21 protein-coding genes are annotated in these 24,964 nt (G+C 32.8%); 17 read left to right on the top strand and 4 right to left on the bottom strand.

Going from position 1 to position 24,964, the window contains the following annotated elements; genetic code table 11:
• The first annotated feature begins 136 nt into the window (after positions 1-136).
• Positions 137-1,609 (top strand): glycoside hydrolase family 1 protein, encoded by a 1,473-nt coding sequence (locus B5G32_RS10375; protein ID WP_087245649.1) that lies wholly within the window; start codon positions 137-139, stop codon positions 1,607-1,609.
• 43 nt (positions 1,610-1,652) lie between these two features.
• Here B5G32_RS10375 and B5G32_RS10380 read toward each other — a convergent pair whose 3' ends face one another.
• Positions 1,653-1,955, bottom strand: a complete 303-nt coding sequence (locus tag B5G32_RS10380) for a hypothetical protein (RefSeq protein ID WP_087297348.1) — start codon at positions 1,953-1,955, stop codon at positions 1,653-1,655.
• Positions 1,956-2,063: 108 nt separating this feature from the next.
• Between B5G32_RS10380 and B5G32_RS10385 the strand changes: the two genes are divergently transcribed.
• Complete coding sequence (locus B5G32_RS10385) at positions 2,064-4,619, top strand: translation factor GTPase family protein (protein ID WP_087936601.1); 2,556 nt, start codon at positions 2,064-2,066, stop codon at positions 4,617-4,619.
• Positions 4,620-4,645: 26 nt separating this feature from the next.
• Here B5G32_RS10385 and B5G32_RS10390 read toward each other — a convergent pair whose 3' ends face one another.
• Positions 4,646-5,485, bottom strand: a complete 840-nt coding sequence (locus B5G32_RS10390) for a putative manganese transporter (protein WP_087936602.1) — start codon at positions 5,483-5,485, stop codon at positions 4,646-4,648.
• Between the two features lie 135 nt (positions 5,486-5,620).
• Here B5G32_RS10390 and B5G32_RS10395 point away from each other — a divergent pair, with 135 nt between their 5' ends.
• Both B5G32_RS10395 and B5G32_RS10400 read left to right on the top strand, forming a co-directional pair.
• A complete protein-coding gene (locus B5G32_RS10395; RefSeq protein WP_087936603.1) occupies positions 5,621-7,876 on the top strand; it encodes a ribonucleoside-diphosphate reductase subunit alpha in 2,256 nt (751 codons plus the stop codon).
• 11 nt (positions 7,877-7,887) lie between these two features.
• On the top strand, positions 7,888-8,928 hold the full coding sequence (locus B5G32_RS10400; RefSeq protein ID WP_087245659.1) for a ribonucleotide-diphosphate reductase subunit beta: 1,041 nt from the start codon (positions 7,888-7,890) through the stop codon (positions 8,926-8,928).
• Between the two features lie 24 nt (positions 8,929-8,952).
• Here B5G32_RS10400 and B5G32_RS10405 read toward each other — a convergent pair whose 3' ends face one another.
• Entirely contained in the window at positions 8,953-10,134 is a 1,182-nt protein-coding gene (locus tag B5G32_RS10405) for an Mbeg1-like protein (protein WP_087936604.1), read from the bottom strand.
• 130 nt (positions 10,135-10,264) lie between these two features.
• Between B5G32_RS10405 and B5G32_RS10410 the strand changes: the two genes are divergently transcribed.
• Both B5G32_RS10410 and B5G32_RS10415 read left to right on the top strand, forming a co-directional pair.
• Positions 10,265-11,722: an LCP family protein gene (locus B5G32_RS10410; RefSeq protein WP_087936605.1), complete on the top strand. Its 1,458-nt coding sequence runs from the start codon at positions 10,265-10,267 to the stop codon at positions 11,720-11,722.
• Between the two features lie 12 nt (positions 11,723-11,734).
• On the top strand, positions 11,735-12,121 hold the full coding sequence (locus B5G32_RS10415) for a DUF3783 domain-containing protein (protein WP_087297342.1): 387 nt from the start codon (positions 11,735-11,737) through the stop codon (positions 12,119-12,121).
• Between the two features lie 22 nt (positions 12,122-12,143).
• Here B5G32_RS10415 and B5G32_RS10420 read toward each other — a convergent pair whose 3' ends face one another.
• Positions 12,144-13,610, bottom strand: a complete 1,467-nt coding sequence (locus B5G32_RS10420; RefSeq protein ID WP_087245667.1) for a DUF1846 domain-containing protein — start codon at positions 13,608-13,610, stop codon at positions 12,144-12,146.
• Positions 13,611-13,790: 180 nt separating this feature from the next.
• Here B5G32_RS10420 and mraY point away from each other — a divergent pair, with 180 nt between their 5' ends.
• The 11 genes from mraY (at position 13,791) to proC (ending at position 24,753) form a co-directional block, all read left to right on the top strand.
• A complete protein-coding gene (gene mraY, locus B5G32_RS10425) occupies positions 13,791-14,774 on the top strand; it encodes a phospho-N-acetylmuramoyl-pentapeptide-transferase (protein ID WP_087245669.1) in 984 nt (327 codons plus the stop codon).
• 1 nt (position 14,775) lies between these two features.
• Entirely contained in the window at positions 14,776-16,122 is a 1,347-nt protein-coding gene (gene murD, locus B5G32_RS10430) for a UDP-N-acetylmuramoyl-L-alanine--D-glutamate ligase (RefSeq protein ID WP_087936606.1), read from the top strand.
• 185 nt (positions 16,123-16,307) lie between these two features.
• Positions 16,308-16,826 (top strand): MATE family efflux transporter, encoded by a 519-nt coding sequence (locus tag B5G32_RS14170; protein WP_239386235.1) that lies wholly within the window; start codon positions 16,308-16,310, stop codon positions 16,824-16,826.
• Complete coding sequence (locus B5G32_RS14175) at positions 16,819-17,463, top strand: MATE family efflux transporter (protein ID WP_239386236.1); 645 nt, start codon at positions 16,819-16,821, stop codon at positions 17,461-17,463. The genes B5G32_RS14170 and B5G32_RS14175 overlap by 8 nt, the downstream gene beginning before the upstream one ends.
• Before the next feature lie 82 nt (positions 17,464-17,545).
• Positions 17,546-18,631: a putative lipid II flippase FtsW gene (gene ftsW / locus B5G32_RS10440; RefSeq protein ID WP_087305020.1), complete on the top strand. Its 1,086-nt coding sequence runs from the start codon at positions 17,546-17,548 to the stop codon at positions 18,629-18,631.
• A 22-nt stretch (positions 18,632-18,653) separates the two neighbouring features.
• Positions 18,654-19,742, top strand: coding sequence for an undecaprenyldiphospho-muramoylpentapeptide beta-N-acetylglucosaminyltransferase (gene murG / locus B5G32_RS10445; RefSeq protein WP_087936607.1), 1,089 nt, complete (start codon positions 18,654-18,656; stop codon positions 19,740-19,742).
• A gap of 2 nt (positions 19,743-19,744) precedes the next feature.
• Positions 19,745-20,656 (top strand): UDP-N-acetylmuramate dehydrogenase, encoded by a 912-nt coding sequence (gene murB / locus B5G32_RS10450; protein WP_087245990.1) that lies wholly within the window; start codon positions 19,745-19,747, stop codon positions 20,654-20,656.
• Positions 20,657-20,665: 9 nt separating this feature from the next.
• Positions 20,666-21,433, top strand: a complete 768-nt coding sequence (locus B5G32_RS10455; RefSeq protein WP_087936608.1) for a cell division protein FtsQ/DivIB — start codon at positions 20,666-20,668, stop codon at positions 21,431-21,433.
• A 121-nt stretch (positions 21,434-21,554) separates the two neighbouring features.
• The gene (gene ftsA, locus B5G32_RS10460; protein ID WP_087936609.1) at positions 21,555-22,832 is read left to right on the top strand and encodes a cell division protein FtsA; all 1,278 of its coding nucleotides are present in this window, start codon (positions 21,555-21,557) and stop codon (positions 22,830-22,832) included.
• A gap of 21 nt (positions 22,833-22,853) precedes the next feature.
• Positions 22,854-23,921 carry a cell division protein FtsZ gene (gene ftsZ, locus B5G32_RS10465; protein ID WP_087245983.1) on the top strand — a complete coding sequence of 356 codons (1,068 nt, stop codon included), beginning with the start codon at positions 22,854-22,856 and terminating at the stop codon, positions 23,919-23,921.
• A gap of 40 nt (positions 23,922-23,961) precedes the next feature.
• On the top strand, positions 23,962-24,753 hold the full coding sequence (proC, locus tag B5G32_RS10470) for a pyrroline-5-carboxylate reductase (protein ID WP_087936610.1): 792 nt from the start codon (positions 23,962-23,964) through the stop codon (positions 24,751-24,753).
• The last annotated feature ends 211 nt before the right edge of the window (positions 24,754-24,964 follow it).

Below are 24,964 nucleotides of genomic sequence, written 5' to 3' on the forward strand. Positions count from 1 at the left end.
ACCGACATGCTTTGGTCCCCGTCGGGTTATCCCCTAAAGGTAAGTCGGTTGCTTTACATCGCAATGCAGGAGCGATGATTTCAAAAGAAATATATATTAAGCGCAAGAACGTGCGCACATAGAGGAGGTATATAAAATGAGTTTTCCTAAAAATTTTTTATGGGGAGGAGCAGTTGCTGCAAACCAATGTGAAGGAGCATGGCTAGAAGATGGAAAGGCTCCTAATGTGACTGATGTCATGGTTGGTATTGGATCTAAAGATCCTGGTTTAAAATGGAATCAAGATAAGCAAAAATATGAAATGTGTCTAGATCCCAATAAGGTTTATTTAAGTCATGAGGCTATTGATTTTTATCATCGTTATGAAGAAGATTTAGAGTTAATGGCTGGAATGGGATTTAATTGTTTTAGAACTTCTATTGCCTGGGGTAGAATTTTTCCTAATGGTGATGAAGAAGAACCTAATGAAAAAGGTTTGGCATTTTATGATCGCTTAATTGATAAGATGTTAGAGTTGCATATGGAACCAGTTATTACATTAAGTCATTATGAAACACCATTACATCTTATTACAGAATATGGAGGATGGCGTGATCATCGTTTGATTGATTTTTGGAAGCGTTATGTGACAACTGTCTTTGAGCGTTATAAAGGGAAAGTGAAATATTGGTTGACTTTTAATGAAGTGAATAATATGATGCGTAATCCTTTAGTTGCAGGAGGCGTTTTGACATTAAATCCAGAAAATCCTGAAGATCCAATTGGATCAACAACATTTGAAGATAAATGGCAGGCTTATTATCATTTATGTGTAGCTAATGCCTGGACAGTGAAACTTTGTCATGAAGTGGATCCACAAGCCAAAGTAGGATGCATGTTAACATGTTCATCAGTAGCAACTTATCCATATAACTGTGATCCTGATAATGTATGGGGTGCATTTGATACTGTAAGAATGTCTAATTTCTATTTTGGAGATGCTTTCTGTTTTGGTGAGATTCCAGGTTATGTTAAACGTGTCTGGAATGAACATCATTTTGAACCAGTGATGGATCATCAGGAACTTCAATTAATGAAAGAAAATACAGTTGAATTTTTCTCTTTTAGTTATTATCGTTCTTCAACTTACGATAAAGAAAGTGATGTTCATGGGGATACTGGCGGATTGACTGGAAAAGAGAATCCATATCTTGAAGGATGTTCACCAAAGCCTTGGTCTTGGCCAATTGATCCACAAGGTATTCGTTATGTATTAAATGTTTTATATGATCGTTATCATTTGCCATTATTTATTGTTGAAAATGGTATTGGTTTAGATGAAAATCTTGATGAAAATGGACATATTGATGATGCTTTTAGAATGAAATATGTTGAAGATCATTTAAAATATGTACATGAAGCAATCCTTGATGGTGTAGAAGTGATGGGATATCTTTATTGGGGACCTATTGATGTTGTATCAGCGGGTACTGGTGAAATGAAAAAACGTTATGGTTTTGTTTATGTTGATCGTTTTAATGATGGTCATGGCACTCTAGAACGTCATATCAAAAATTCTTATTATCGCTATAAAGAGATTATTGAAAGTAACGGAGACATTCTTTTATAAATTTAAAAAAGTTTTAGGTCATTAAAAAAGTACCTAAAACTTTTTATTCAAATAGAGTGAATCCTAAATAATAAACCAGTTCATGAAACATCTTTGTGTTAAATCCATAACAGATACAATCATCCTGAGCACCATCCCAATCATTATTCAATTGATCTAATAAGGGTTGAACTTGATCTGGTGTGATATCGTCTGTTGCATAAAATTCACTATGATCTTTAAGACCAGCATATTCTCTAGCAGGTGAAATAGACAATGTTGGTCTTATTTGATAAAGTAAATCTTTAATCAGTTTTTCATCTTTTTCATTTTCACTTGAAATAATAACATGAAGTCTAAAAAACATAATATCCCTTCTTTCTAGGATATTTTAACATATTTTTGGTAGATGAAAAGATGTATTTCATAAAAAAATAGTGTATAATAATTCTTCAAGGTTGGGAGGTTCAATGATATGAAAAAAATTGTGATTGGCATATTGGCACATGTTGATGCAGGAAAAACAACGTTGTCTGAAAGTATGCTTTATCTTTCAGGACAGATACGACAATTGGGACGTGTAGATCATCAAGATACATTTTTAGATTATGACAAACAGGAACGTCATCGTGGCATTACTATTTTTTCTAAACAGGCGATGTTTCCATGGAAAGATACACAGTTTGTTTTGATAGATACACCAGGCCATGTTGATTTTTCAGCTGAAATGGAAAGAACTTTACACATTCTAGATTATGCGATTATTGTGGTCAATGGAATGGATGGTATACAGTCACATAGTGAAACAATTTGGCATTTATTAGAACATTATCATATTCCCACTTTTATTTTTATGAATAAGATGGATCAGACAACTTATTCTCGTGAATACTTATTTCAAGAATTGACAGAAAAATATCATGAAAACTGTTTAAATTTCTCGATGCCAGTAACACAGCTCTATGAAAATCTGGCTCTCGTTAATGAAACATTGTTGGAAGAATATATGGACCATCAAGTGATTGATTTGGGACATATTCAAGAATGTATTATGAAAAGACAAATTTTTCCAGTGTTCTTTGGCTCAGCTTTAAAAAATGAAGGGGTCAGCGCTTTTTTAGATTTACTAGATACCTATACCACAGAACCAACATATAAGGATTCATTGGATGGCTTTGTTTATAAAGTGAGTCATGATGAACAAGGCAATCGTTTAACACATATAAAAATAACTGGTGGAACATTGCATGTGAAAGAAAAGATTCAAGATGAAAAAATTGATCAGATTCGTTTATATGAGGGACCAAAATATACGTTGCTGCAAGAAGCAAAGGCAGGAGATGTGGTTGCTTTAAAAGGTTTAAAAAGTTTTCTTCCAGGAATGACACTTACAAATCAGACATTCACGCAACCTGTGATGATGCCTTACATGACTTATCGTGTTGTTTTATCTCCTCATTGTGATCAGCACCAAATGTTAAAGAATCTACAGACTTTAGCTCAAGAAGACCCAACATTACATGTGACATATATGTCACAGACACAAGATATCTATATTCAATTGATGGGTGAAATTCAAATTGAAGTTTTACAAAATATCATTCGTGAAAGATTTCATGAGGAAGTCAGTTTTGATCATGGTGAAATCTTGTATAAAGAAACACTGAGTGAACCAGTGGAGGGCGTTGGACATTTTGAACCATTGCGTCATTATGGAGAAGTTCATGTCTTATTGGAACCACTTGCTCAAGGGAGTGGTCTGGTTTATGAAAGTCAATGTACAACAGATCAGCTGCCATTACAGTATCAGCGTTTAATTATGACACATTGTCAAGAAATAGAACATCCAGGTGTTTTAACAGGAGCTTCTATAACTGACATAAAAATCAGTTTAATAGCAGGGAAAGTTCATCAAAAACATACTGAGGGTGGTGATTTAAGAGAAGCTACATATCGTGCGATTCGTCATGGGTTAAAAAGAGGAAAATCTATTTTATTAGAACCTTATTATGATATTCATATTCATATACCTAAAGATGCGTTGAGTCGTGTTTTGTATGATATGGAAAAAAGACACACCAAAGTGAGAATTGAAGAACAGATTGATAGTATTGATTTATATGGTGAAGGGCCAGTGGCCTGCTTACAAGATTATCAGCAAGAAGTGATTGCTTTAACAAAAGGTAAAGGACGCATGATCTGCCATATGAAAGGGTATTTTCCTTGTCATAATCAAGAAGACATTATAAAACAAAAAGGATATGATAGTGAAACAGATCAGGCTCATCCAACAGGTTCAGTCTTTTGTCAACATGGAGCAGGTTTTTATGTGGCATGGGATGAAGTTGAGCAATATATGCATATTCCTTATCAATATACAAAAAATAAAAATACGCATCATGCATATCATGATGCACCACAATATCAAAATGAAGATGAAGAATTGGATGCTATCTTTCAAAGAACATATGGACCTATAAAACGTCGTTTAGCTGATGATTATTATCGTCAGCATCAGCCTCAAGAAACATCTATGAGTGTTAAAATGAAACCTGAATGCCTTTTGGTTGATGGATATAATGTTATTCATTCGTGGCCAGAACTCAAAGATTTAGCAAGCACAAACTTAGGTGTTGCACGTGATCGACTGATTGATATACTCAGTAATTATCAAGGGTATAAACAATGCCTTATGATTATTGTTTTTGATGCTTATAAGGTGAAACAGAATCTAGGGAGTCAAGAAAAGCATCATAATGTTTATGTTGTTTATACCAAAGAAGCCCAAACTGCAGATATGTATATTGAACGTGTGACCCATCAATTAGCAAGTGATTATCGTGTTGTTGTTGCAACTTCTGATGCTTTGGAGCAGTCCATTGTCATTGGACGAGGAGCACGTCGTATGTCGTCACGAGAACTAGCTTTAGAAGTGAAAGCTGTAACGGAAGAACATTTTCATGAATTTCAAAGAAAACAGCCTCAAAACCATGAGTTTTTATTAGAAGATGTCAAAGATTATCACAAATAAAGAACCGTAGACGAAAGCCTACGGTTTTAAAATAATTGTAGAAAAATGCCTATAATCGTTGCACTTACAAACATGATAAGAACAATTCTTAAAATGTCTTTTTTATTATCATACATACGTAACAAGACAAGTAAACCAAGTCCTGTGCTCGTCATAAGTCCTGCAAATAAAGAACCAAAGCTTAAGACCTGATCAAGATAGAGCTGTGATAAAATGACACTTGCAGCACAGTTAGGAATAAAGCCAGTAAGAGCAGCGATAACAGGTTGAAAAATAGAACCATGAACTAAAATATAGTTCAATGTATCTGCACCAATTTCTTCAATCAGCCATGTTAATACAAAATTAACAATAAAGACAAAAACAAAGATTTTGAAAGTGTGTAATAAAGCTAAATAAATAATACCATGTCCATGTTCTTCTTCTTTACAGTGTTCATGTATATCATGTAAGCTATGATTGTTAGAAAGACGATGAGATTGAATTAATCCATCCACCAGATAACCAACAACAATTGCCACAATGATTTTTAAACCAATAATCACAAATAATGTCTGTGCCTGTTTTGGCTGGGCAATTAAAATAGGAATAGCATCATCACTTGTAGCAATAAACACAGCTAACAAAGTTCCTAAACTGATACTTTGATTCATATATAATCCACTGGCAATGACAGAAAATCCACATTGAGGGATGATTCCTAAAAGACTACCAATCAGTGGTCCTAATTTTTGCGTACGTGCCAAAAGGTTTTCAAACTTCTGATTATTTCTATGTTCAATATATTCCATTAATAGATAAGTTAGAAATAAAAATGGAAGCATAGGTATTAAATCTTCTAAAGAATGTTCAAGTATATGTAACATATTTACCTCCAATAGGTCATTATCATAACATAATAATTTTTAAATTACCAATGAAATGATATGAGAATTTTTATAGGCATATAAGTGGTCAAATGTTTTTATGCTGTGATACAATGCCTTCAAGGATGTGAAAAAATGGATATGAATGAAGATATGATCACACTATTTTTAGATAAAATAGGTCATCAAAAATTAAAAGATGTTTTTTATAAAATGATTCAGGATTTTGCGATTGGAAGAGAGCATTTACAGCGTCTTTATGAAAAGTGGAGTACGTTTTATAAAGAAGGTATGACTTCTCATGAAGCTTTGATCAGTTTAATTCAGGCAAGTGATGAACTGACAAGTGTTGAGGAACCTTTCTGGGAAATGATTGCAGGTCGTTTTTTGGTATATGATATCATTTGTCAGGTTCAATGTCGCAATGAAATGTTGGGAATTTCAACTTTTTATCAAAAAATTCAATATTTAACACAAGAAGGATATTATGGAAATTATATTTTAGAACATTATCAATCTGATGAAATTGAAGAATTGTCACAATACATTCAAGATCAACGTAATGAATTATTGAATTATAGTGGATTAGATATGTTATATAAACGTTATTTGATTCAAGATCATGATCATCATGTTTTAGAAACACCACAGGAAATGTTTATGGGGATTGCGATGCATTTAGCGATGCTAGAAAATGATCGTGTTTATTGGGCAAAACAATTTTATGATATTTTAAGTACACTTAAAGTGACAATGGCAACACCAACAATGGCGAATGCCAGAAAACCATTCCATCAAATGAGTTCATGTTTTATTGATGTTGTTGATGATTCATTGGATGGTATTTATAAAAGTTTAGATCATTTTGCTCAAGTTTCTAAACATGGTGGAGGTATGGGACTCTATTTTGGAAAAGTCAGGGCGAATGGCAGTGATATTCGTGGCTATAAAGGTGCAGCTGGTGGTGTGATTCGCTGGCTGAAACTGGTTAATGATACGGCGATTGCTGTTGATCAGTTAGGTGTCAGACAGGGAGCAGCAGCTGTTTATTTAGACGTCTGGCATAAAGATTTGCCAGAGTTCTTGCAGATTCGTACAAATAATGGAGATGATCGTATGAAGGCGCACGATATTTTTCCAGCTGTCTGCTATCCAGACTTATTTTGGCAATTGGCTAGAGATGATATTGATGCCCCATGGTATATGATGTGTCCTCATGAAATTTATCAGATCAAGGGTTATCATTTAGAAGATTATTATGGCCAAGAATGGCAGGAGCATTACTTAGATTGTATCCAGGATGAACGTATTTCTAAAAGAGTCATGAGTGTCAAAGAGGTTGTCAGATTGATTATTAAATCGCTGGTAGAAACAGGAACACCTTTTGCCTTTAATCGTGATCGTGTCAATGAAATGAATCCTAATCATCATCAAGGTATGATTTATTGTAGTAATTTATGCAGTGAAATTGCGCAAAACATGAGTGCTATGACTTTTTTAGATAAGGAAGTTATGCATGTTGATGGGGAAGAGGTCGTTGTTGAAAAAACAAAACCAGGAGATTTTGTCGTGTGTAATCTTGCATCCTTAACATTAGGAAAAATAAATGTTGATGATGAAGCAGAGTTAAGACATATTATTCATGTTGTTGTGAGAGCTTTAGATAATGTTATTGATTTGAATGATTACCCATTACCATTTGCTCAAATAACGAATCAGAAATATCGTGCTATTGGTTTAGGAACAAGTGGTTATCATCATATGTTATGCCAAAAGGGCATTCCTTTTGAAAGTGAACAGCATTTAGAATTTGTGGATCAGTTATATGAAAAAATAAATTACTATACACTAGAAGCATCATGTTTATTGGCTAAAGAAAAAGGTCGTTATCACGGTTTTGAGGGTAGTGATTATGATACCGGTATGTATTTTCAAAAACGTCATTATCAATCTAAAGAGTGGCAACAATTAGAAACCATGATTCATCGTTATGGTTTACGTAATGGTTATTTAATGGCTATTGCACCCACTTCTTCTACATCTATTATTGCTGGAACAACAGCTTCTATTGATCCAATCATGAAAAAATTCTTTATTGAAGAGAAAAAAGGAAGTATGATGCGAAGAGTGGCACCAGATTTAAATCCAAAAACATTCTGGTTATATAAAAATGCACATTATATGGATCAAGAATGGCTAATCAAAGCTGCTGGAATTCGACAACGTCATATTGATCAGTCGCAGTCATTAAATATTTATATGACACAGGAATTTACATTTAGAAAACTTTTAAATTTATATATTTTAGCATATGAAAATAATGTTAAGACGATTTACTACGTAAGAAGTCAATCTTTAGAAATTGAAGAATGTGAATCATGCAGTGCATAGAGGGAGGAATTATGGAATTAAAAGCAAAGGCATTATTTAATGCACAAGGCGATATTGATGTAAGAAAACGTCGTATGATTAATGGAAATACGACGAATCTGAATGATTTTAATCATATGAAGTATCAATGGGTACATGACTGGTATCGTCAGGCAATGAATAATTTTTGGATACCTGAAGAAATCAATTTAACTCAAGATGTCAAAGATTATCGTTTGTTGAAAGATGAAGAAAGACAGGCTTATGATAAAATTCTATCGTTTCTTGTGTTTTTGGATTCTTTACAAACAGCGAATTTACCGCATATTGGAGAATATATTACAGCCAATGAGATTAATTTATGTTTAACAATTCAGGCGTTTCAGGAAGCTGTACATTCACAAAGTTATAGTTATATGTTAGATACAATTTGTTCACCAGATAAACGTGATGAAATTTTATATCAATGGAAATATGATGAACATTTATTAAAACGTAATCAATTTATTGGTGAACAATATAATGATTTTTTACAGCATAAAGATGCATTTCATTTAATGAAGACAATCATGGCAAATTATATTTTAGAAGGTATTTATTTTTATAGTGGTTTTATGTTCTTCTATAATTTAGGAAGAATGGGAAAAATGTCTGGTTCAGCACAGGAAATACGTTATATTAACCGTGATGAAAATACACATTTATGGTTATTCAGGAATATGATTTTAGAATTACAAAAAGAAGAACCACAACTCTTTGATGATGAAAAAATAGCTGTTTATCGTCAAATGTTAAAACGTGGTGTTGAGGAGGAAATAGCCTGGGCACAATATGTGATAGGTGATCGCATTGAAGGGTTAACCATGACTATGGTCAGTGATTACATTCATTATTTGGGTAATTTACGTGCGACTTCACTAGGGTTTGAACCGCTTTTTGAAGGTTATCAGGATGAACCAGAAGCAATGCAGTGGGTAAATCTTTATAGTCAGGCTAATCAAATTAAAACAGATTTTTTTGAGGCAAAATCAACAGCATATGCCAAATCGAGTGCAATTGAAGATGATTTATAAAAAAGGGGCAGACAAATGATTTTGTCAATGCCCTCTTTTGATCTTTTTGGCTTCTAGCCATAACATATGTAAAACTTCTAAAAGCATATTACGTGTTTTGGGTTTTAATAAAGTGATTTCTTTAATTCCATTCATGATATGTTTATAGGAAATGTGTGATAAATCAGAAAAATTATATAAATTTAAATTGTCAAATAATGAAAACATCGCTTCCACAAACTGATGTTTTTCTTCATAACTTAATTTTTCTAAGAAAAGGATAACTTTAATAGCAAACTGTACACTTTCATATGATAGTTCATCGACTTCAAAATGATGGGCCTGAAGCTTCCATGAAAAAGCATTATGCTGCATCATTCCTGTTTCATGACTCTTGACAACTGTATAGTTTTCTTCATGTCCTAAAACAATGCCAAAAAAAGAATAATGAGGAATGTAACTATGAATGTAAGGCAACATTTGACGATAAGCAGATGATTTTAAAATCTCGTCATGGAATCCCGGACCATCAAAGTTATCAACCTGAAAAATGCGTTTTTGAGCACTTGTCTGACAAAAACAGGCAGCGTAAATAGCGAGATTTCCTCCTTTGGAATGTCCGACCAGCCAGAGTGGACGTTGTTTTTGATATTGAAAATGTTTTTTGAAACGTTGCCATAATGAAGCATCTATAAAAGGATTTTTTAAATCAGCAAGAAGTGAAGATGGTATTGAGAGTTTAGCGATATGTTCTACAAAATGCACTGATGATTCTTGAGCAGGAACACTTTTTTCACATAACATCAAAAAATCTTCATGCCATCCAATTAATGAATCATCCGTTCCTCGAAAGGCAATCACAATACGTCCGTCTTCTAATAATAAAGCCAATGCTGAAAATTGTTTGACAAGTTCTTTATTGACATCATTAACATAATCAAGAACACGAATGTTTTGATAACGGGGAGCGGAAGCCATTTTTTCAAAAAGTTCATGACTGGGAATCTGAATTTTTTGAAGTTCCTGATCAGATAATGATTGATTCCTTTGGACATATTTTTGATAGACCAGCCATAAAGGAGGTTGATGTAAGGGTTCAATAATCTGATCTAAATTGGCATAAGCCAGTTCACTGAAAATTAAGGCATCTATTTCATTATAAGGAAATTGTGTCGTGAGTAAATCACCACGTAGATCAACATAATTTAAGATTGTATTCACGTTCATATCATCACCCCTTTGGATTTGTATAGGGAAATATTTTACATGATTTTTTGGATAAATGCAAATGTCAATGGATACAACTCATTGCGAAAAATGTCAAAATATGATACTCTAACAAAAAGGATGTGTCGTTATGAAAAAAATAGATAATAAATATTTACGTCGTATTGTATATAGTATTCAGTTTTTAATGTCCATTGTTTTACTATCAACAATGTATTTTATTCAATTTGTACCTATGAAGTATTTGATAGCCACAGCAGTTGTTCTGGTTATTTTAATGGTTGGAGAATATTTTTTGATTTTCTATAAGAAAAAAGGAAGTAAACGTTCTTTATTGACACAATTTTTAAGTTTGTTATTAAGTTGTTTGATGGCTGTAGGTTCGTTTTATATTTATAAGACAGGACAGGTTGTTGATTTATTAGCTGAAGAACAATTTCAGACACGTGCTATTTCTGTGATTGTCTTAAAAGATTCTGTTATTAAAAATGAACATCAATTGCCAGATCATTTGCTTTCACATGTATCATATGTAGATGAATCAACGATGGATTATACAGTTGATCAAATTGAATCTGAGGTGGGAAAGATATCTTTGGATGATTCCTCTGATTTCCATCAGTTAGTCACAAAACTTTATCAAAAAGATGTGGATGCAATTATTTTAGATGAAGCTTTTAGAAGTCTAGTTGAACAGGAAAAAGAAAGCTTTTCTGATGATACACGTGTTATTTATCAAGTTAAACGTGATGAAGCAGCTGTGAATGCAAAAAGTGTCGATGTGACTGAAAAACCATTTTTGGTTTATATTAGTGGTAATGATGAATATGGAGATTTAACGGCTGTATCACGTAGTGATGTGAATATGCTGGTAGGTATTAATCCTACAACCAAGCAAATATTATTGATTAGTATTCCCCGTGATATTTATTATCCATTACATCGAAATGGTGAATATGATAAATTTACGCATACAGGAATGTATGGATTACAGGAAAGTATTGATACTTTAACAGATATGGTTGATCAGGATATTAATTATTATGTTCGTATGAACTTTACGTCTTTTATGGATATTGTAGATGCATTGGGTGGTGTGACAGTTCATTCTCCAGAAGAATTTACAACAAAGATTGGTGGCTATCAGATTCAAGAAGGAGAAAATCATCTGAATGCCAAGGAGGCATTGGCTTTTGTAAGAGAAAGAAAATCATTTGTTGATGGAGATTTTGCAAGAGGAAGAAACCAGCAACGCATGATTTCGGCTATTGTAAAAAAAGTTTGCTCACCAGCAATATTAACATCTTTTTCACAAGTTTTGGATACAATCAGTCAAAGTATTGAAACCAATATGCCAAGTGAGGAAATGAATGCGCTTGTTCAAATGCAGTTATCTCAAATGCCAAACTGGGATATTCAGTCTTATCAGATTATAGGTGATAGTGCCTCTATGCCATGTTATTCAGTGGGAATGAATGCATCTGTCATTATTCCTAATGAGTTGTCTATTACACAGGCATGTGAATATATTGATCAATTCATGGATAATGAAAAAATTGAAACAGAATTAGGCGATTTGGAACAATAAGAAAGGATTATTATGAAAGATACAATTTTAATATATCGTTTAAGTGATGATATCAAAGGAAAGATAAAAGAAATAGCAAATGAATTAGATATTGATGTAAGAGATATTTCTATACAGCATCTATATCAGAAAATGGGTTATTTATTAAATATGGATGGTTATACATATCAGGAACAGATGTTGCCTTCTTCATCTATGGATCAACCTTTTGTTTTCTTTGCTTTAAATAAAGATGAACAATTAGATTTATTATTACAATTGTTTAGAATGAAAGGAATACCACATATTCCTTATAAAGCTGTTTTAACACAATATAATGTTGATTATACATTTGCCAGACTTTATCAAAGTGTAGCTAGTGAATATCAGCAAATGATGCAAATGAACCTAAAAAAATAGGTTCTTTTTCTATAAAAAAATCCTAAGCACTGGCATGCTTAGGATCACAAGTTAAGTTCATTTTGAGTTTTCTTAATGTTTCTGTATCTTTATTACTTAAAATGACAGTTGAATGAATTTCACAGTCCTTTAATAAAGGAAGAGCTTCTAGACATTTTTTAGCATTCTGGTCTTGAGCTGAAGCAATGGTGAGTGTTAAAAGGACTTCATCAATATCCAATAATGGTGTTTTCATATTTAAATAGTCATTTTTTAAAGATAGAATAGAATGCAGCATAGTTGGTGAAATTAATTCAATATCTTGTTCAATACCAGCTAAATATTTTAATGCATTTAACATAGCAGCACTTGATGCACGTAATAATGATGATGTTTTTCCACTGATTAAATGACCATCATTTAATTCTATTGCACAGACAGGACCTTGGCGTGTTTGTGCAACTTCTCTGGCTACAATAGCACATTTACGGTTTTTCGCATCGACACCTGCCTGAGATAATAACATCTGCATTTTTTCTAAAGACTGATCATTGATTTTACCCATTAAATAATCAACTTGCGCATGATAATAACGACGTACAATTTCACGACAGCTAGCATCTTTAGCCGCTTCATTATCAATAATTGCATAACCAGCCATGTTGACTCCCATGTCAGTAGGAGAAGCATATGGTGATTCTCCAAAAATTTTCTTAAACATTGTATTTAATACAGGGAAAATTTCAATATCACGATTATAGTTGACAGTTGTTTCTCCATATTTTTCAAGATGGAAAGGATCAATCATATTGACATCATTCAAATCAATGGTTGCTGCTTCGTAAGCAAGGTTAACAGGATGTTTTAATGGTAAGTTCCAAATTGGGAAAGTTTCAAATTTTGCATATCCAGCACGAATGCCATGAAGATGTTCATGATAAAGCTGAGATAGACATGTTGCCATTTTTCCTGAACCAGGACCTGGAGCAGTCACAACAACTAATGGCTTTGTCGTGATAATATAATCATTTTTACCAAATCCTTCTGGTGAAATAATATGATCAACATTATGAGGATAATTTTCAATAGGATATTGCATAAAAACTTTAATGCCGCGTTTTTCTAGCTTTGTTTTAAAAGTATCGGCAGAATTTTGATGCTGGTACTGTGTAATTGTGACACTTCCTACATATAATCCAACGTTTTCATATTCATTAATTAATCGAATAACTTCATCATCATATGAAATACCTAAATCTCTTCGCATTTTATGTCTTTCTAAGTCTTTAGCACAAACAGCGATAATCACTTCTACTTTATCTTTTAAAGTTAATAACATCTTTAACTTGCTGTCGGGTTCAAAACCAGGTAAAACACGAGAAGCATGTGTATCATCGAAAAGTTTTCCCCCAAATTCTAGATATAATTTATTGTCGAATTGAGCAATTCTTTCTTGAATGTGTTTAGATTGTAGTTCTACATATAATTCATTACTAAATGCTTTTTTCATTTTCTCTCACTCCTAGTCAACATTATATAGAAAATGGTTTGAAGATAAAGAAAATAATAAAAAAATATTATGTCGATAAATATTGATAATTATAAATAGAGAGGACTTTTTTGATTGTTGTTATTGTGTGGAAAATATGATATATTGTAAAAAAGATAAAAGTGGTAAAGGAGTCTTATTATGTTTAATATGGTCTTTTTAAGAATTGTTTTGAACTTTTTAGTGGGATTTATTTTGGTGTTGGCTGTTATGCCAAAAGCGATTCAATATTTAAAAAAATTAAAATTTGGACAGGTAGAAAGAGAAGAAGGTTTACAGTCGCATAAAGCAAAAGGTGGTACACCAACAATGGGTGGAATTGTCTTTATCTTATGTGCTGTAGTTGTGGTTTATATTTTGAATTTCACTTCGTTAAATAATCCTTATATACATCTTTTAACTTTTTCTTTTGTAGGTTTTGGATTGGTTGGATTTATTGATGATTATTTAATTGTTGTCAGAAAGACAAATGATGGATTGAAACCTTTATATAAATATACATTACAATCAGTTGTAGCCATTGCTTTTTATATTTTAGCTAAGTTTTTTATACCTGGATTTGATACTGCAATTTCTATCCCTTTATTACATATAGAAATTGATATTGGATGGTTATATCCTATTTTGGTATATTTTATGTTTACAGCGGGCAGCAATGCGGTGAATTTAACAGATGGATTAGATGGTCTAGCAACAGGACTTTCGATGATTGCGATTTCTGTTTTTGTTATTTTTGCGATTATGAATAAAGATTATGACATTGCCATCTATGCTATGGCAGTGGTGGGAACATTACTAGGATTTATGTGTTTTAATTATCATCCTGCACGTATTTTTATGGGAGATACTGGTTCATTAGCTTTAGGTGGATTTTTAGCAGCTTTGGCTGTATTAACACGTCAGGAACTTCTGTTTATTTTAATTGGTGGTGTTTTCTTGATTGAAACTTTATCAGTGATTATTCAGGTTGTATCTTTCAAAACAAGAGGCAAACGTGTGTTTAAGATGGCACCCATTCACCATCATTTTGAAATGCTTGGATGGAGTGAACAACAAGTTGTCATTTCATTTTGGTTTTTAGGTTTTATTTGTGGAATTATTGGGATTGTTTTAGGAGTTATGTAATATGTTGAACGGGAAAAAAGTTTTAGTTTTAGGATTGGCTAAAAGTGGTCAAGCAGCAGTCGAATTATTGACTGCATTACATGCAACTATCACAGTGAATGAATATGCTAGTCGTGAAAAGATTGCTTGTTATGATGAATATGTGCATCGTGGTATTGAGATGATTACAGGAGGACATCCACAAGAACTGTTTGAAAGAGATTTTGATTTTGTTGTGAAAAATCCAGGAATTAATTATCATAAACCATTTGTTTTAAGGTTGAAAGAAAGAGGAATTCCAGTTTATACTGAAATTGAACTGGCTTATCAAGTTGCTAAAATGCAAAATTATATTGCTATTACAGGAACAAATGGGAAAACAACAACAGTGACATTAATTGATGAGATTTTAAAACATGCCCATCATTTGTCTTGTTTGGCAGGTAATGTGGGTATACCTTATTCCTCTTGTGTTCTAGACAATGATTTGCTTCATCGTGATGGGTATGATGTGGTTTTAGAAATGTCTAATTTTCAATTATTAGATATTGAAAAGTTTCATCCACATATTTCTACAATTATAAATCTGACTCCAGATCATTTGGATTATATGGCTTCACTGGATGAATATTATGCTTCTAAAACACGTATTTATATGAATCAAGATAAGCAAGATTATTTTATTGAAAATTTGGATGATGAAATCTTGCAGAGTTATTTAAGAAAATATCCTGTTTTGGCTCAAAGAGTGACTTTTTCTTTAACTAAACCAGCTGATTGTATAATTCAAAATCAAGCGATTTATTATAAAGGAAATCATGTTATTGATTTGGATGAAATAAAAATAGTAGGTGATCATAATATTCAAAATATGATGATTGCGATTATTGCCTGTGCATTAAGTCATGTGTCTTTATCAGATATTCATGATACTTTGGCTTCTTTTCAGGGAGTAGAACACCGTATAGAATTTGTAAGAGAATATCACGGTGTTAAATATTATAATGATTCTAAAGCGACAAATACAGATGCAGCGATTATTGCTTTAAAAGCTTTTAAACAGCCGGTTATATTATTAATGGGTGGTCATGAAAAGGGTCTGGATTTAACAGAGATGTCATCTTATGCTTCAAAGATCTCAACGCTTATTTGTTTTGGTGAGGCAAAGGAAAGATTTGCTAGAGAAATGCATATAGACAATACAATTGTTGTTGAACATATGAAAGATGCTGTTTTAAAGGCTCAACAAATAGCTCATGAAGGAGATGTTGTATTATTATCCCCTTCAACAAGTTCATATGATGAATTTAGTGGATATGAAGAAAGAGGAAGAGTTTTTAAACAGATTATTAATGAATGGAATTCATAGTCAAAGGAGTTTATAAAAGTCAAAATCATTGTGACTATGACTTGACGTATGAAAAATATGTGATTAAATGTGAGTGCTTGCTCGGAGGGTGAGCCATTCATGAGAAATGGTGAGCTGGATAAGGCTACAGGTTGAAATACCTGTTTCTTATCCAGTTTTTTATTTCTACAAAAAAGGAGGATTATATGGATTTTATTCACGGAAAGATAAGACCAATATATTTTAAATATTTGGCTGCTGCTTTTGGAAGTGCATTAGTCACTTCTATTTATTCAATTGTAGATATGGCCATGGTTGGACAATATCAAGGTCCTGATGGAACAGCTGCTTTGGTGGTCGTTGCTCCAATATGGAATATTATTTATAGCCTTGGCTTGTTAATGGGAATAGGTGGAGCAGTTATTTTTAGTACAATTAAAGGACAGGGATCTCAAAAAGATGATGAAGCAGGGGAAGTTTTTACTGTTTCAGTGATAGGCTCTATATTATTAGCTTTACTATCATGGTTTGTTATTGTTGTTTTTGATCAGCCGTTATTAACATTTTTGGAGATTATGTTTTTGTATTTGTGTTTGATATGGGAATTTATGGTGCAGGTTTGGCGACTGCTATTGGAGCAGTTATTTCGACACTTGTTATACTCACTCATTTTTAAAAAAGAGCAATACCTTAAAATTAGTTATACCAAAACATTTTATGGCTAGATTGTCTCAAATAACGGTGACTGGTTTTTCAACATTTTTTATTGATGTGGCTATGGGAATTTTAACAATCTTATTTAATCGTCAGATTATGAAATATTTGGGAACAAATGCTTTATCTGTATATGGTATTATTGTGAATGTTTCAACTTTTGTGCAATGTTGTGCCTATAGTGTGGGACAGGCAGCACAACCTATTATTTCTGTTAATTTTGGTGCTCATCAACCTCAACGTATTCAGGAAGTTTTAAAATATGCACTTATGAGTGTTACATTTTTTAGCCTTTTATGGACAGCATTGTCTTTATTTACGCCAATGCTATTTGTTTGTATTTTTATGACGCCGACACCTGAAATTATGAAAATAGCTCCTTGGATTATAAGATGTTATGGTTTATCATTCCTTTTATTGCCTTTTAATATTTTTTCAACATATTATTTTCAGGCTATATTAAAACCAAGAAGTGCCTTTATTGTTTCAGTTTCTAGAGGATTGGTCATCAGTGGAGTCTTGATTTTCATTCTGCCACTTATAAATCCTAATGCTTTATGGTTAGCTATGGTATTGACAGAAATCATTGTGGCTATTTATGCTGGTGTATCAATGATTAAATATACACGTCATTTATCAACACGGTGAAAAATCTATAGATAAGAAGATGCGAAGATGTATCTTCTTTTTTTGTCTTTTTTTCATATAGTAAAATGATGGAGGTGCCACCATGAAAACAAAAAAAATCACGATTTTAACAATCATCATTGTCATTATAGGATTAATAAGTGTTTATAGTTCTTCTCATATTTGGGCACTTTATAAATATGATGATGCTTTGTATTACATCAAAAGACAAATGATTTTTGCTGTTTTAGGTTTTATAGCCATGTTTGTGACTTCACGTATTGATTATCATCTTTACAAAAAATATTATAAGTTTATTTTAATCATCTGTTTTCTTTTATTAATTCTTGTCTTAATACCAGGTTTAGGGGTTGTCAGAGGTGGGAGTCGCAGCTGGTTTAATTTTGGTATTTTTGCATTGCAGCCAAGTGAGTTGTTTAAAATTGGTATTATTATTTTTAGTGCGGTTTATATGGAAAAGCATTACTATCATATGAAAAAAATCAGATATAGCCTGCCAGTTTTACTTATGATGGGACTAGGTTTTTTGTTGATTATGTTACAGCCGGATTTTGGGAGTGGTGTTGTTATGGCATGTAGCGTCATTGTGATGATGATTGTTTCGCCATTTCCCTTTCGTTATTTTGTGGGGTTAGGAATACTGGGAGTCATTGGAATTGTGATTATGATTTTATCTGCTCCTTATCGTATGGAGCGTATATTGTCTTTTTTAAATCCATTCCAGGATCCATTAGGCAGTGGTTTTCAGGCTATACAGGCTCTATATGCCATTGGACCAGGTGGATTATTAGGCGTTGGATTTGATAAAAGTATTCAAAAACATTTTTATTTACCAGAACCCCAGACAGATTTTATTTTTGCGATTATAGCTGAAGAATTTGGCTTTATAGGGGGAATTATTGTGATTGGATTATATACCAGTCTATTTAAGACGGTTTTAAAGGTGAGTCAAAATGCACCTGATCTATTTGGTGGCTTTTTGATGATTGGAATTATTTCGATGATCGGTATTCAGACTTTAATTAATCTGGGAGTTGTGGTAGGATTATTTCCGGTGACAGGTGTAACCTTGCCATTGATGTCATATGGTGGTACAAGTTTAGTTATAACATTAATGAGTATAGGAATTTTAATTAATATCTCGAAATCTTGTCATGATATGTTATAATGTGAATTAGGAGTGGTGAGAAATGAAAATAATTGTAAGTGCAGGGGGAACAGGTGGACATTTGTATCCTGCTTTAGCCCTTGTTGAGTATATCAAAACACAAGATGCCAATGCTAAATTTTTATTTGTTGGAACAACTGATCGTTTAGAATCACAAATTGTTCCTGAACTAGGATATCAGTATCGTGGATTGGCAGTTAAAGGATTAGTTGGTAATCCTTTACAAAAGTTAAAAAATGCTTTCATTTTTATGAAATCATTAAAAGAATCAAAACAAATCTTGAAAGAATTTCAGCCAGATATTGTGATTGGTTTTGGAGGCTATCCAAGTGCTTCTATTGTCATGGCTGCTTCTCGATTGAAAATCCCTACAATGATTCATGAACAGAATTCTATTATTGGTTTAACAAATAAAGTTTTAATAAAAAGAGTGAATAAGATTGTATGTTGTTATCAAAAAGCGTATAATGAATTTCCAAGCAATAAGACTGTTTTATTAGGGAATCCACGTGCTAGCGTGGTGACGCATCAGGAACTTAAAGATATTCATGATCTTTATCACATTCCTGCCAAACGTCAGACAGTTGTTATTGTGATGGGAAGTCTAGGTTCATCATCAGTGAATCGTGTGATGAAAGAAGCATTGCGACAGATGCAATATGATGATTATGATGTTATTTATGTTACAGGTAAAAAATATTATGATGAAATGAAAGAGGAATTAAGTGATTTAAATGACTCGATTCACTTGGTCAATTATATTGATGATATGCCTAGTTTGATTTCAAGCTGTGATATTATTGTTTCACGTGCTGGAGCGACAACACTTGCTGAAATTACAGCTTTAGGGGCAGCTTCTTTAATTATTCCTAGTCCTTATGTTGTAGCGAATCATCAGGAATATAATGCTCGAGAACTTGTGAATGCAAAAGCAGCGCGAATGATCTTGGAAAAAGATTTAACAGCGGATCGATTTGTTAGTGAAATTAGATATTTATTAAAAAATCAATCAGTATTAAATTCGTTAAAGGCTCATGCATGTCAATTAGGAAAACCACATGCTTGTCAAGATATTTATCAGGAGATTTTAAAGACATTAGAAAGGAAATAAGCATGGATTTTGAAAATATATTTTATGATTTAGTAGATTTGCAGTTAGGTGAGATTTTAGAAAATGAACCTTTATATAAACATACAACATTTAAAGTAGGAGGACCTGCCAGATTATTTGTTTATATTCAGGATGTTGAAGCTTTAAAAAGAGGGATTCAATATTGTCGTCAGCATCAAATTAAGCATATGGTGATTGGTAGAGGATCTGATCTTTTGTTTTCAGATAAAGAATATGAAGGTGTTATTTTTTCATTAAAGAATTTAAATAAAGTTCATTTCAATGGTGTTGAAATTCGTGCTCAGGCAGGTGTGAGCATGATTTATTTAGCGTATGAAGCTGCCAAAGTAGGGCTATCAGGCTTTGAGTTTATGGGAGGTATTCCTGGAACTATTGGTGGTGGCGTGTATATGAATGCCGGTGCATATAAATATTGTGTTAGTGATGTTTTTACTTCTGCAATTATTTTAAATGATAAGGGCGAACTTGTGACTTTAAATCGAGAACAGATGGAGTTTGATTATCGTACGTCTATTTTGCAAAAACATAAAGATTGGATTTTAATTGAAGCAACATTTACAATGACTTCACGTGATCCTAAAGATATTATGCATGTTCTTGATAAGCGTAAAGAAAAACGTATGGCAACACAGCCATGGAATTTTGCAAGTGCAGGAAGTATTTTTAGAAATCCAGAACAAAAACCAGCATGGCAATATATTGATGAATGTGAACTGAGAGGCTATGAAATTGGAGGCGCTCAGGTTTCACCTAAACATTCTAATTTTATTGTGAATAATGGATATGCAAGTGCTAAGGATATTTTAGATTTAATTTTACTTGTAGAAAAGAGTGTATTTAATCGTTTTGGTGTGGAATTAGAAAAAGAGGTTATATTGATTAATTGGGAGTAGGTGATATGTATGTCCCAGCAACAATATTATTATAATGAACATGATGAAAATCAAGTGTTACGACTGAGGAAAGATAAACGGAAACGTAAATTAAAGCGTAAGATTAAAGTGGTGTTGATTCTTTTTGTAATGCTGCTGATTGCTGGCTATTTTGTAAGTGATATATCTCGTGTACATGATATTAATATGACAGGGTTACAGGAAGTTTCCAAGGACGATATTGAAAAATCAATTTCGGTTCATGAAGGAGATATCGTTTTGTTTGTCAATACTGGAAAAATAGAGGATGAGATAGCTAAAATGCCCTTCATTAAAAAGGTGAAGGTGACAAAATCGTTGCTAGGTTCTGTTCAAATAGAAGTAGAAGAAGCTCAGAAAGTCGCATACTGTGTCATTGATAAAAAAACATATGTTATTGATGAATTGGGAAATGTCAGTGAAACAGATGATAAAGATTTGATTGCATCATTGCAATCTACACCACAAATAACAAAGTTTAAAGATTTACAATTATTAAAAGAATTTGCAAAGGAATATGTGAATATTCCAGAAATTGTTAAAAATCAGACGAGTGATATTATATATGATCCTCAAAAAGCTGATGAAACACGTTTGAAATTCATTATGGATGATGGAAAAATCTTATATTTACGTATTGAGGATATGGCTGATCAACTCAATAATAGATATGATTATGTGGCAAATAAAGAAGCATTTAAAAATAAATGTGTCTTTAGTTTTGAGGGAAATTATGTTTATATGAAAGATTGTGAATAATGCATTTTTAAAATGCATTATTTTTTGTCTTGATGAGTTCTTTTTCGTCATTTATATATTTTCTTATGATTAAAATTATGCTACAATAATAAAGAAGTATTTTTTTGAAGGAGAAGCGTATATGAAGAATATCTATGCTGTATTAGATATAGGAAGTGCAACGGTTAAATTGCTTGTTGGTGAGGTTGTAAGTGCAAATATTAATGTGCTTTTTGCCAAGAAAATCACTAGTCATGGAATTCGTAAAGGTCAAATTGAAAACATGCCTGTTGTTGTGAGTGAAATCAAACAATTGGTTGACGAAGCTTCAAAGGCTTTAGGGGCAACTATTTCAAAAGTCGCTTTATGTATACCGTCTTTCCATGCCTGTATTTATCAAAGTGATGGAATCACAAAAGTCAATTCTCCTTTGGATCAGATTACAAGTGAGGACATTGTACGTGCATTAAAACTTTCTAAACGTTTTACGTTAAAAGAGGATGAAGAAGTTATTTCAGTCATTCCAGCAATGTTTTATTTGGATACGAAATCAATGAAAGATATTCCTATTGGTGAAAAATCAGCATCATTAAAAGTAGAATCATTAGTGATAACGACAAAGAAGAAATTGCTTTATAGTTATATTAATGCTGTTGAAAAAGCCGGAGTGGAAGTTTTAGATATTACAATTAATGCTTATGCGTGTGCTAAAGAGGCATTTGATGCTGTTTATCTTCAAGAAGGTGCTATTTTGATTGATATTGGATATCGTAGCTCAACTGTTGCTTTTTTTGAGGATGGTTATTTAAAATATATTGCTCAAGCCCATGTTGGTGGTTATGATTTGACACGAAAGATTGCAACATCATGGCAAATTCCAATGGATAAGGCTGAGTTATATAAGGTCAAATATGGTACATGTGATCTTCATATTGGTGATGAAGATGTCATCCATACGACAAGTCAAAATGATATAGAAAAACACTTTACTCAAAAGGATCTGGCTCAGGTCTTAACTGATGGTGTTCAGGAAATTATGGAAATCATTAAAACAAAAATCGAAGTGATTAATGATGGAAGAAGTTATGAAACTGTTATCGTTGGTGGCGGTGGAGAGTTGCCTGCTATTGATGAAGTGGCAACTCAAGTGTTGAATAGTGCTGTAAGAACATATCGTCCTGATACGATAGGAGCACGAGATATGTCATTTGTTTCTTGTCTTGGTATGATGTATTATTTAAATGACCGTTTAAAGATTTTTGGTCAAATGGATTCATCTCTTGTTTTACCAGATATTTCTAATACAATGAGTATTAGATTTAAAGGTCTGACAAAGACAAAAACTGCTTATAATTCGGATACAAAGAAAAAAGGAAAATTGACAAAAGTCATTGAAAATTTATTTAGTGAAGAAGATTAATATAAAAGTGAGGATAGAAATATGGATGGGAATTTAGATTTTGTTCAAGTTGCAAAAATTAAAGTCATTGGTGTTGGTGGCGGAGGCTGCAATGCTGTAGCAAGAATGGCTAAAGATGGTGTCAAAGGTGTTGATTTTTATGTTGCCAATACTGATGCACAGATTTTAAAAGGAATTGATATTGAAAACAAAATTGTTTTAGGTAAAGAATTGACACATGGTTTAGGAGCGGGTGGTAATCCAGAAGTTGGACGTAAAGCTGCTTTAGAAACTGAAGAAGAAATCAAGTCAGCTTTATCAGGTGCCAATATGGTTTTCATTGCTGCTGGTATGGGTGGTGGAACTGGAACTGGAGCCGCACCTGTGGTTGCAAAAATTTCACGTGAATTGGGTGCATTAACAGTTGGTGTTGTCACATCACCTTTCACATTTGAGGGACCTAAAGTTTTAAGACAGGCTAAAAGTGGTTTGGCTGAATTAAGAGAAAATGTGGATTCTATTATTGTTGTTTCTAATGATCGTTTATTAGAAGCTATTGGTCGTAAACCAATGGGTGAAGCATTTAGAGAAGCAGACAATGTATTAAGACAAGGGGTACAGACAATTACTGATTTGATTGCTATTCCAGCATTTATTAATCTTGACTTTGCTGATGTTTCATCAGTTATGAAAGATAGAGGTTCTGCTCTTATTGGTATTGGTATGAGTGATGGTGAAAATAAAGCAGAAGAAGCTGCTATGCGTGCTATTTCATCACCATTATTAGATGTGTCTATTGCAGGTGCAAAAGATGCAATTGTTAATGTTACTGGTGGAACAAATATTACTCTATATGATGCAAATACGGCTCTTGCAACAATTAGAGAAGCGGTAGGTAATGATGTCAATACTGTTTTAGGTGTTGCTATTAATGAACAATTAGATGATCAAGTTATTGTAACTGTTATTGCGACTGGATTTGAAGATGAAGAAGAACCTGCACCAGTTAAACAGACATCTTCATTTGAATCTGTTGTAAAACCATCAATGTATGATGATGACGATGACGACGATGATGTGCCAGCTTTTTTAAGAAATCGTAAATTATAAGCTAACAATTTGTTAGCTTTTCTTTATATGGAGGTACAAGATGAAAAAGATAGGTTTTATTGGTTTTGGAAATATGGCGAGTGCTATTGCTTTAGGAATAATCGATGCAAAATTTTTGAATGCAAATGAAATAATAGCGTATGATATTGATGAGAATAAAGCAGAAAAAATGCGTTCTTATCATATTGATGTGGCACATGATATTGATGAATTGATTGCATGTAGCGAATTCATATTTGTTGGGGTAAAACCTCAAGTTGTTGAGTCTGTATTAGACCCATATCTTCAAAAGTTAGAAAATAAAGCGATCATTTCTATTGCATTGGGATATGATTTTGATAGATATCAGACATTTTTAGATGATTCTACACGTCATATTTTTGTTATGCCAAATACACCGGTTCGTGTTTTGCAGGGAATGTCATTAATTGAAGAGAAACATTCATTAAAAGATCAAGAGTTTGAATTTGTCAAAAATATGTTCAGTGCCATTGGGCAGGTAGAGGTTGTCTCATCACATTTAATGTCAACAGCTGGCACATTGAGTGGATGTGGGCCAGCGTTTGTCTATATGATAATAGAAGCATTGGCAGATGGTGCTGTTAAAGAAGGTGTTCCAAGAGAAATGGCCTATACATTGGCATCTCAGACATTAATGGGCGCTGCTAAAATGCAATTGGAAACACATTTACACCCTGGAGTTTTAAAAGATCAAGTATGTTCACCTGGTGGTTCAACGATTTGTGGTGTAGAAGCATTAGAAGATGGGAAATTGCGAGCTACTTTAATATCAGCAATTTCTGCAGCAGTGCATTATCAAGAAAAGAAATAGTTATAGTTGTTATTATGATTGAAATAAGAAGCTCATTCCGATTAGGAGTGGCTTTTTTTGTGGAAAAATAGCTAAAATACCATCAAAAAACAAAAAAAACGAAAAAAAGTAAAAAAAAGACTTGCAAAGGTAAGGGATAGATGGTATTATAGATGAGCACTCGACGAGAGGGCACAGGGACATTGAAAACTGAACAGTAAACACGTCAATA

Origin of the sequence: Massilimicrobiota sp. An80 (genome assembly GCF_002159255.1) — a bacterium.
GTDB classification, from domain to species: domain Bacteria; phylum Bacillota_I; class Bacilli_A; order Erysipelotrichales; family Coprobacillaceae; genus Allocoprobacillus; species Allocoprobacillus merdigallinarum.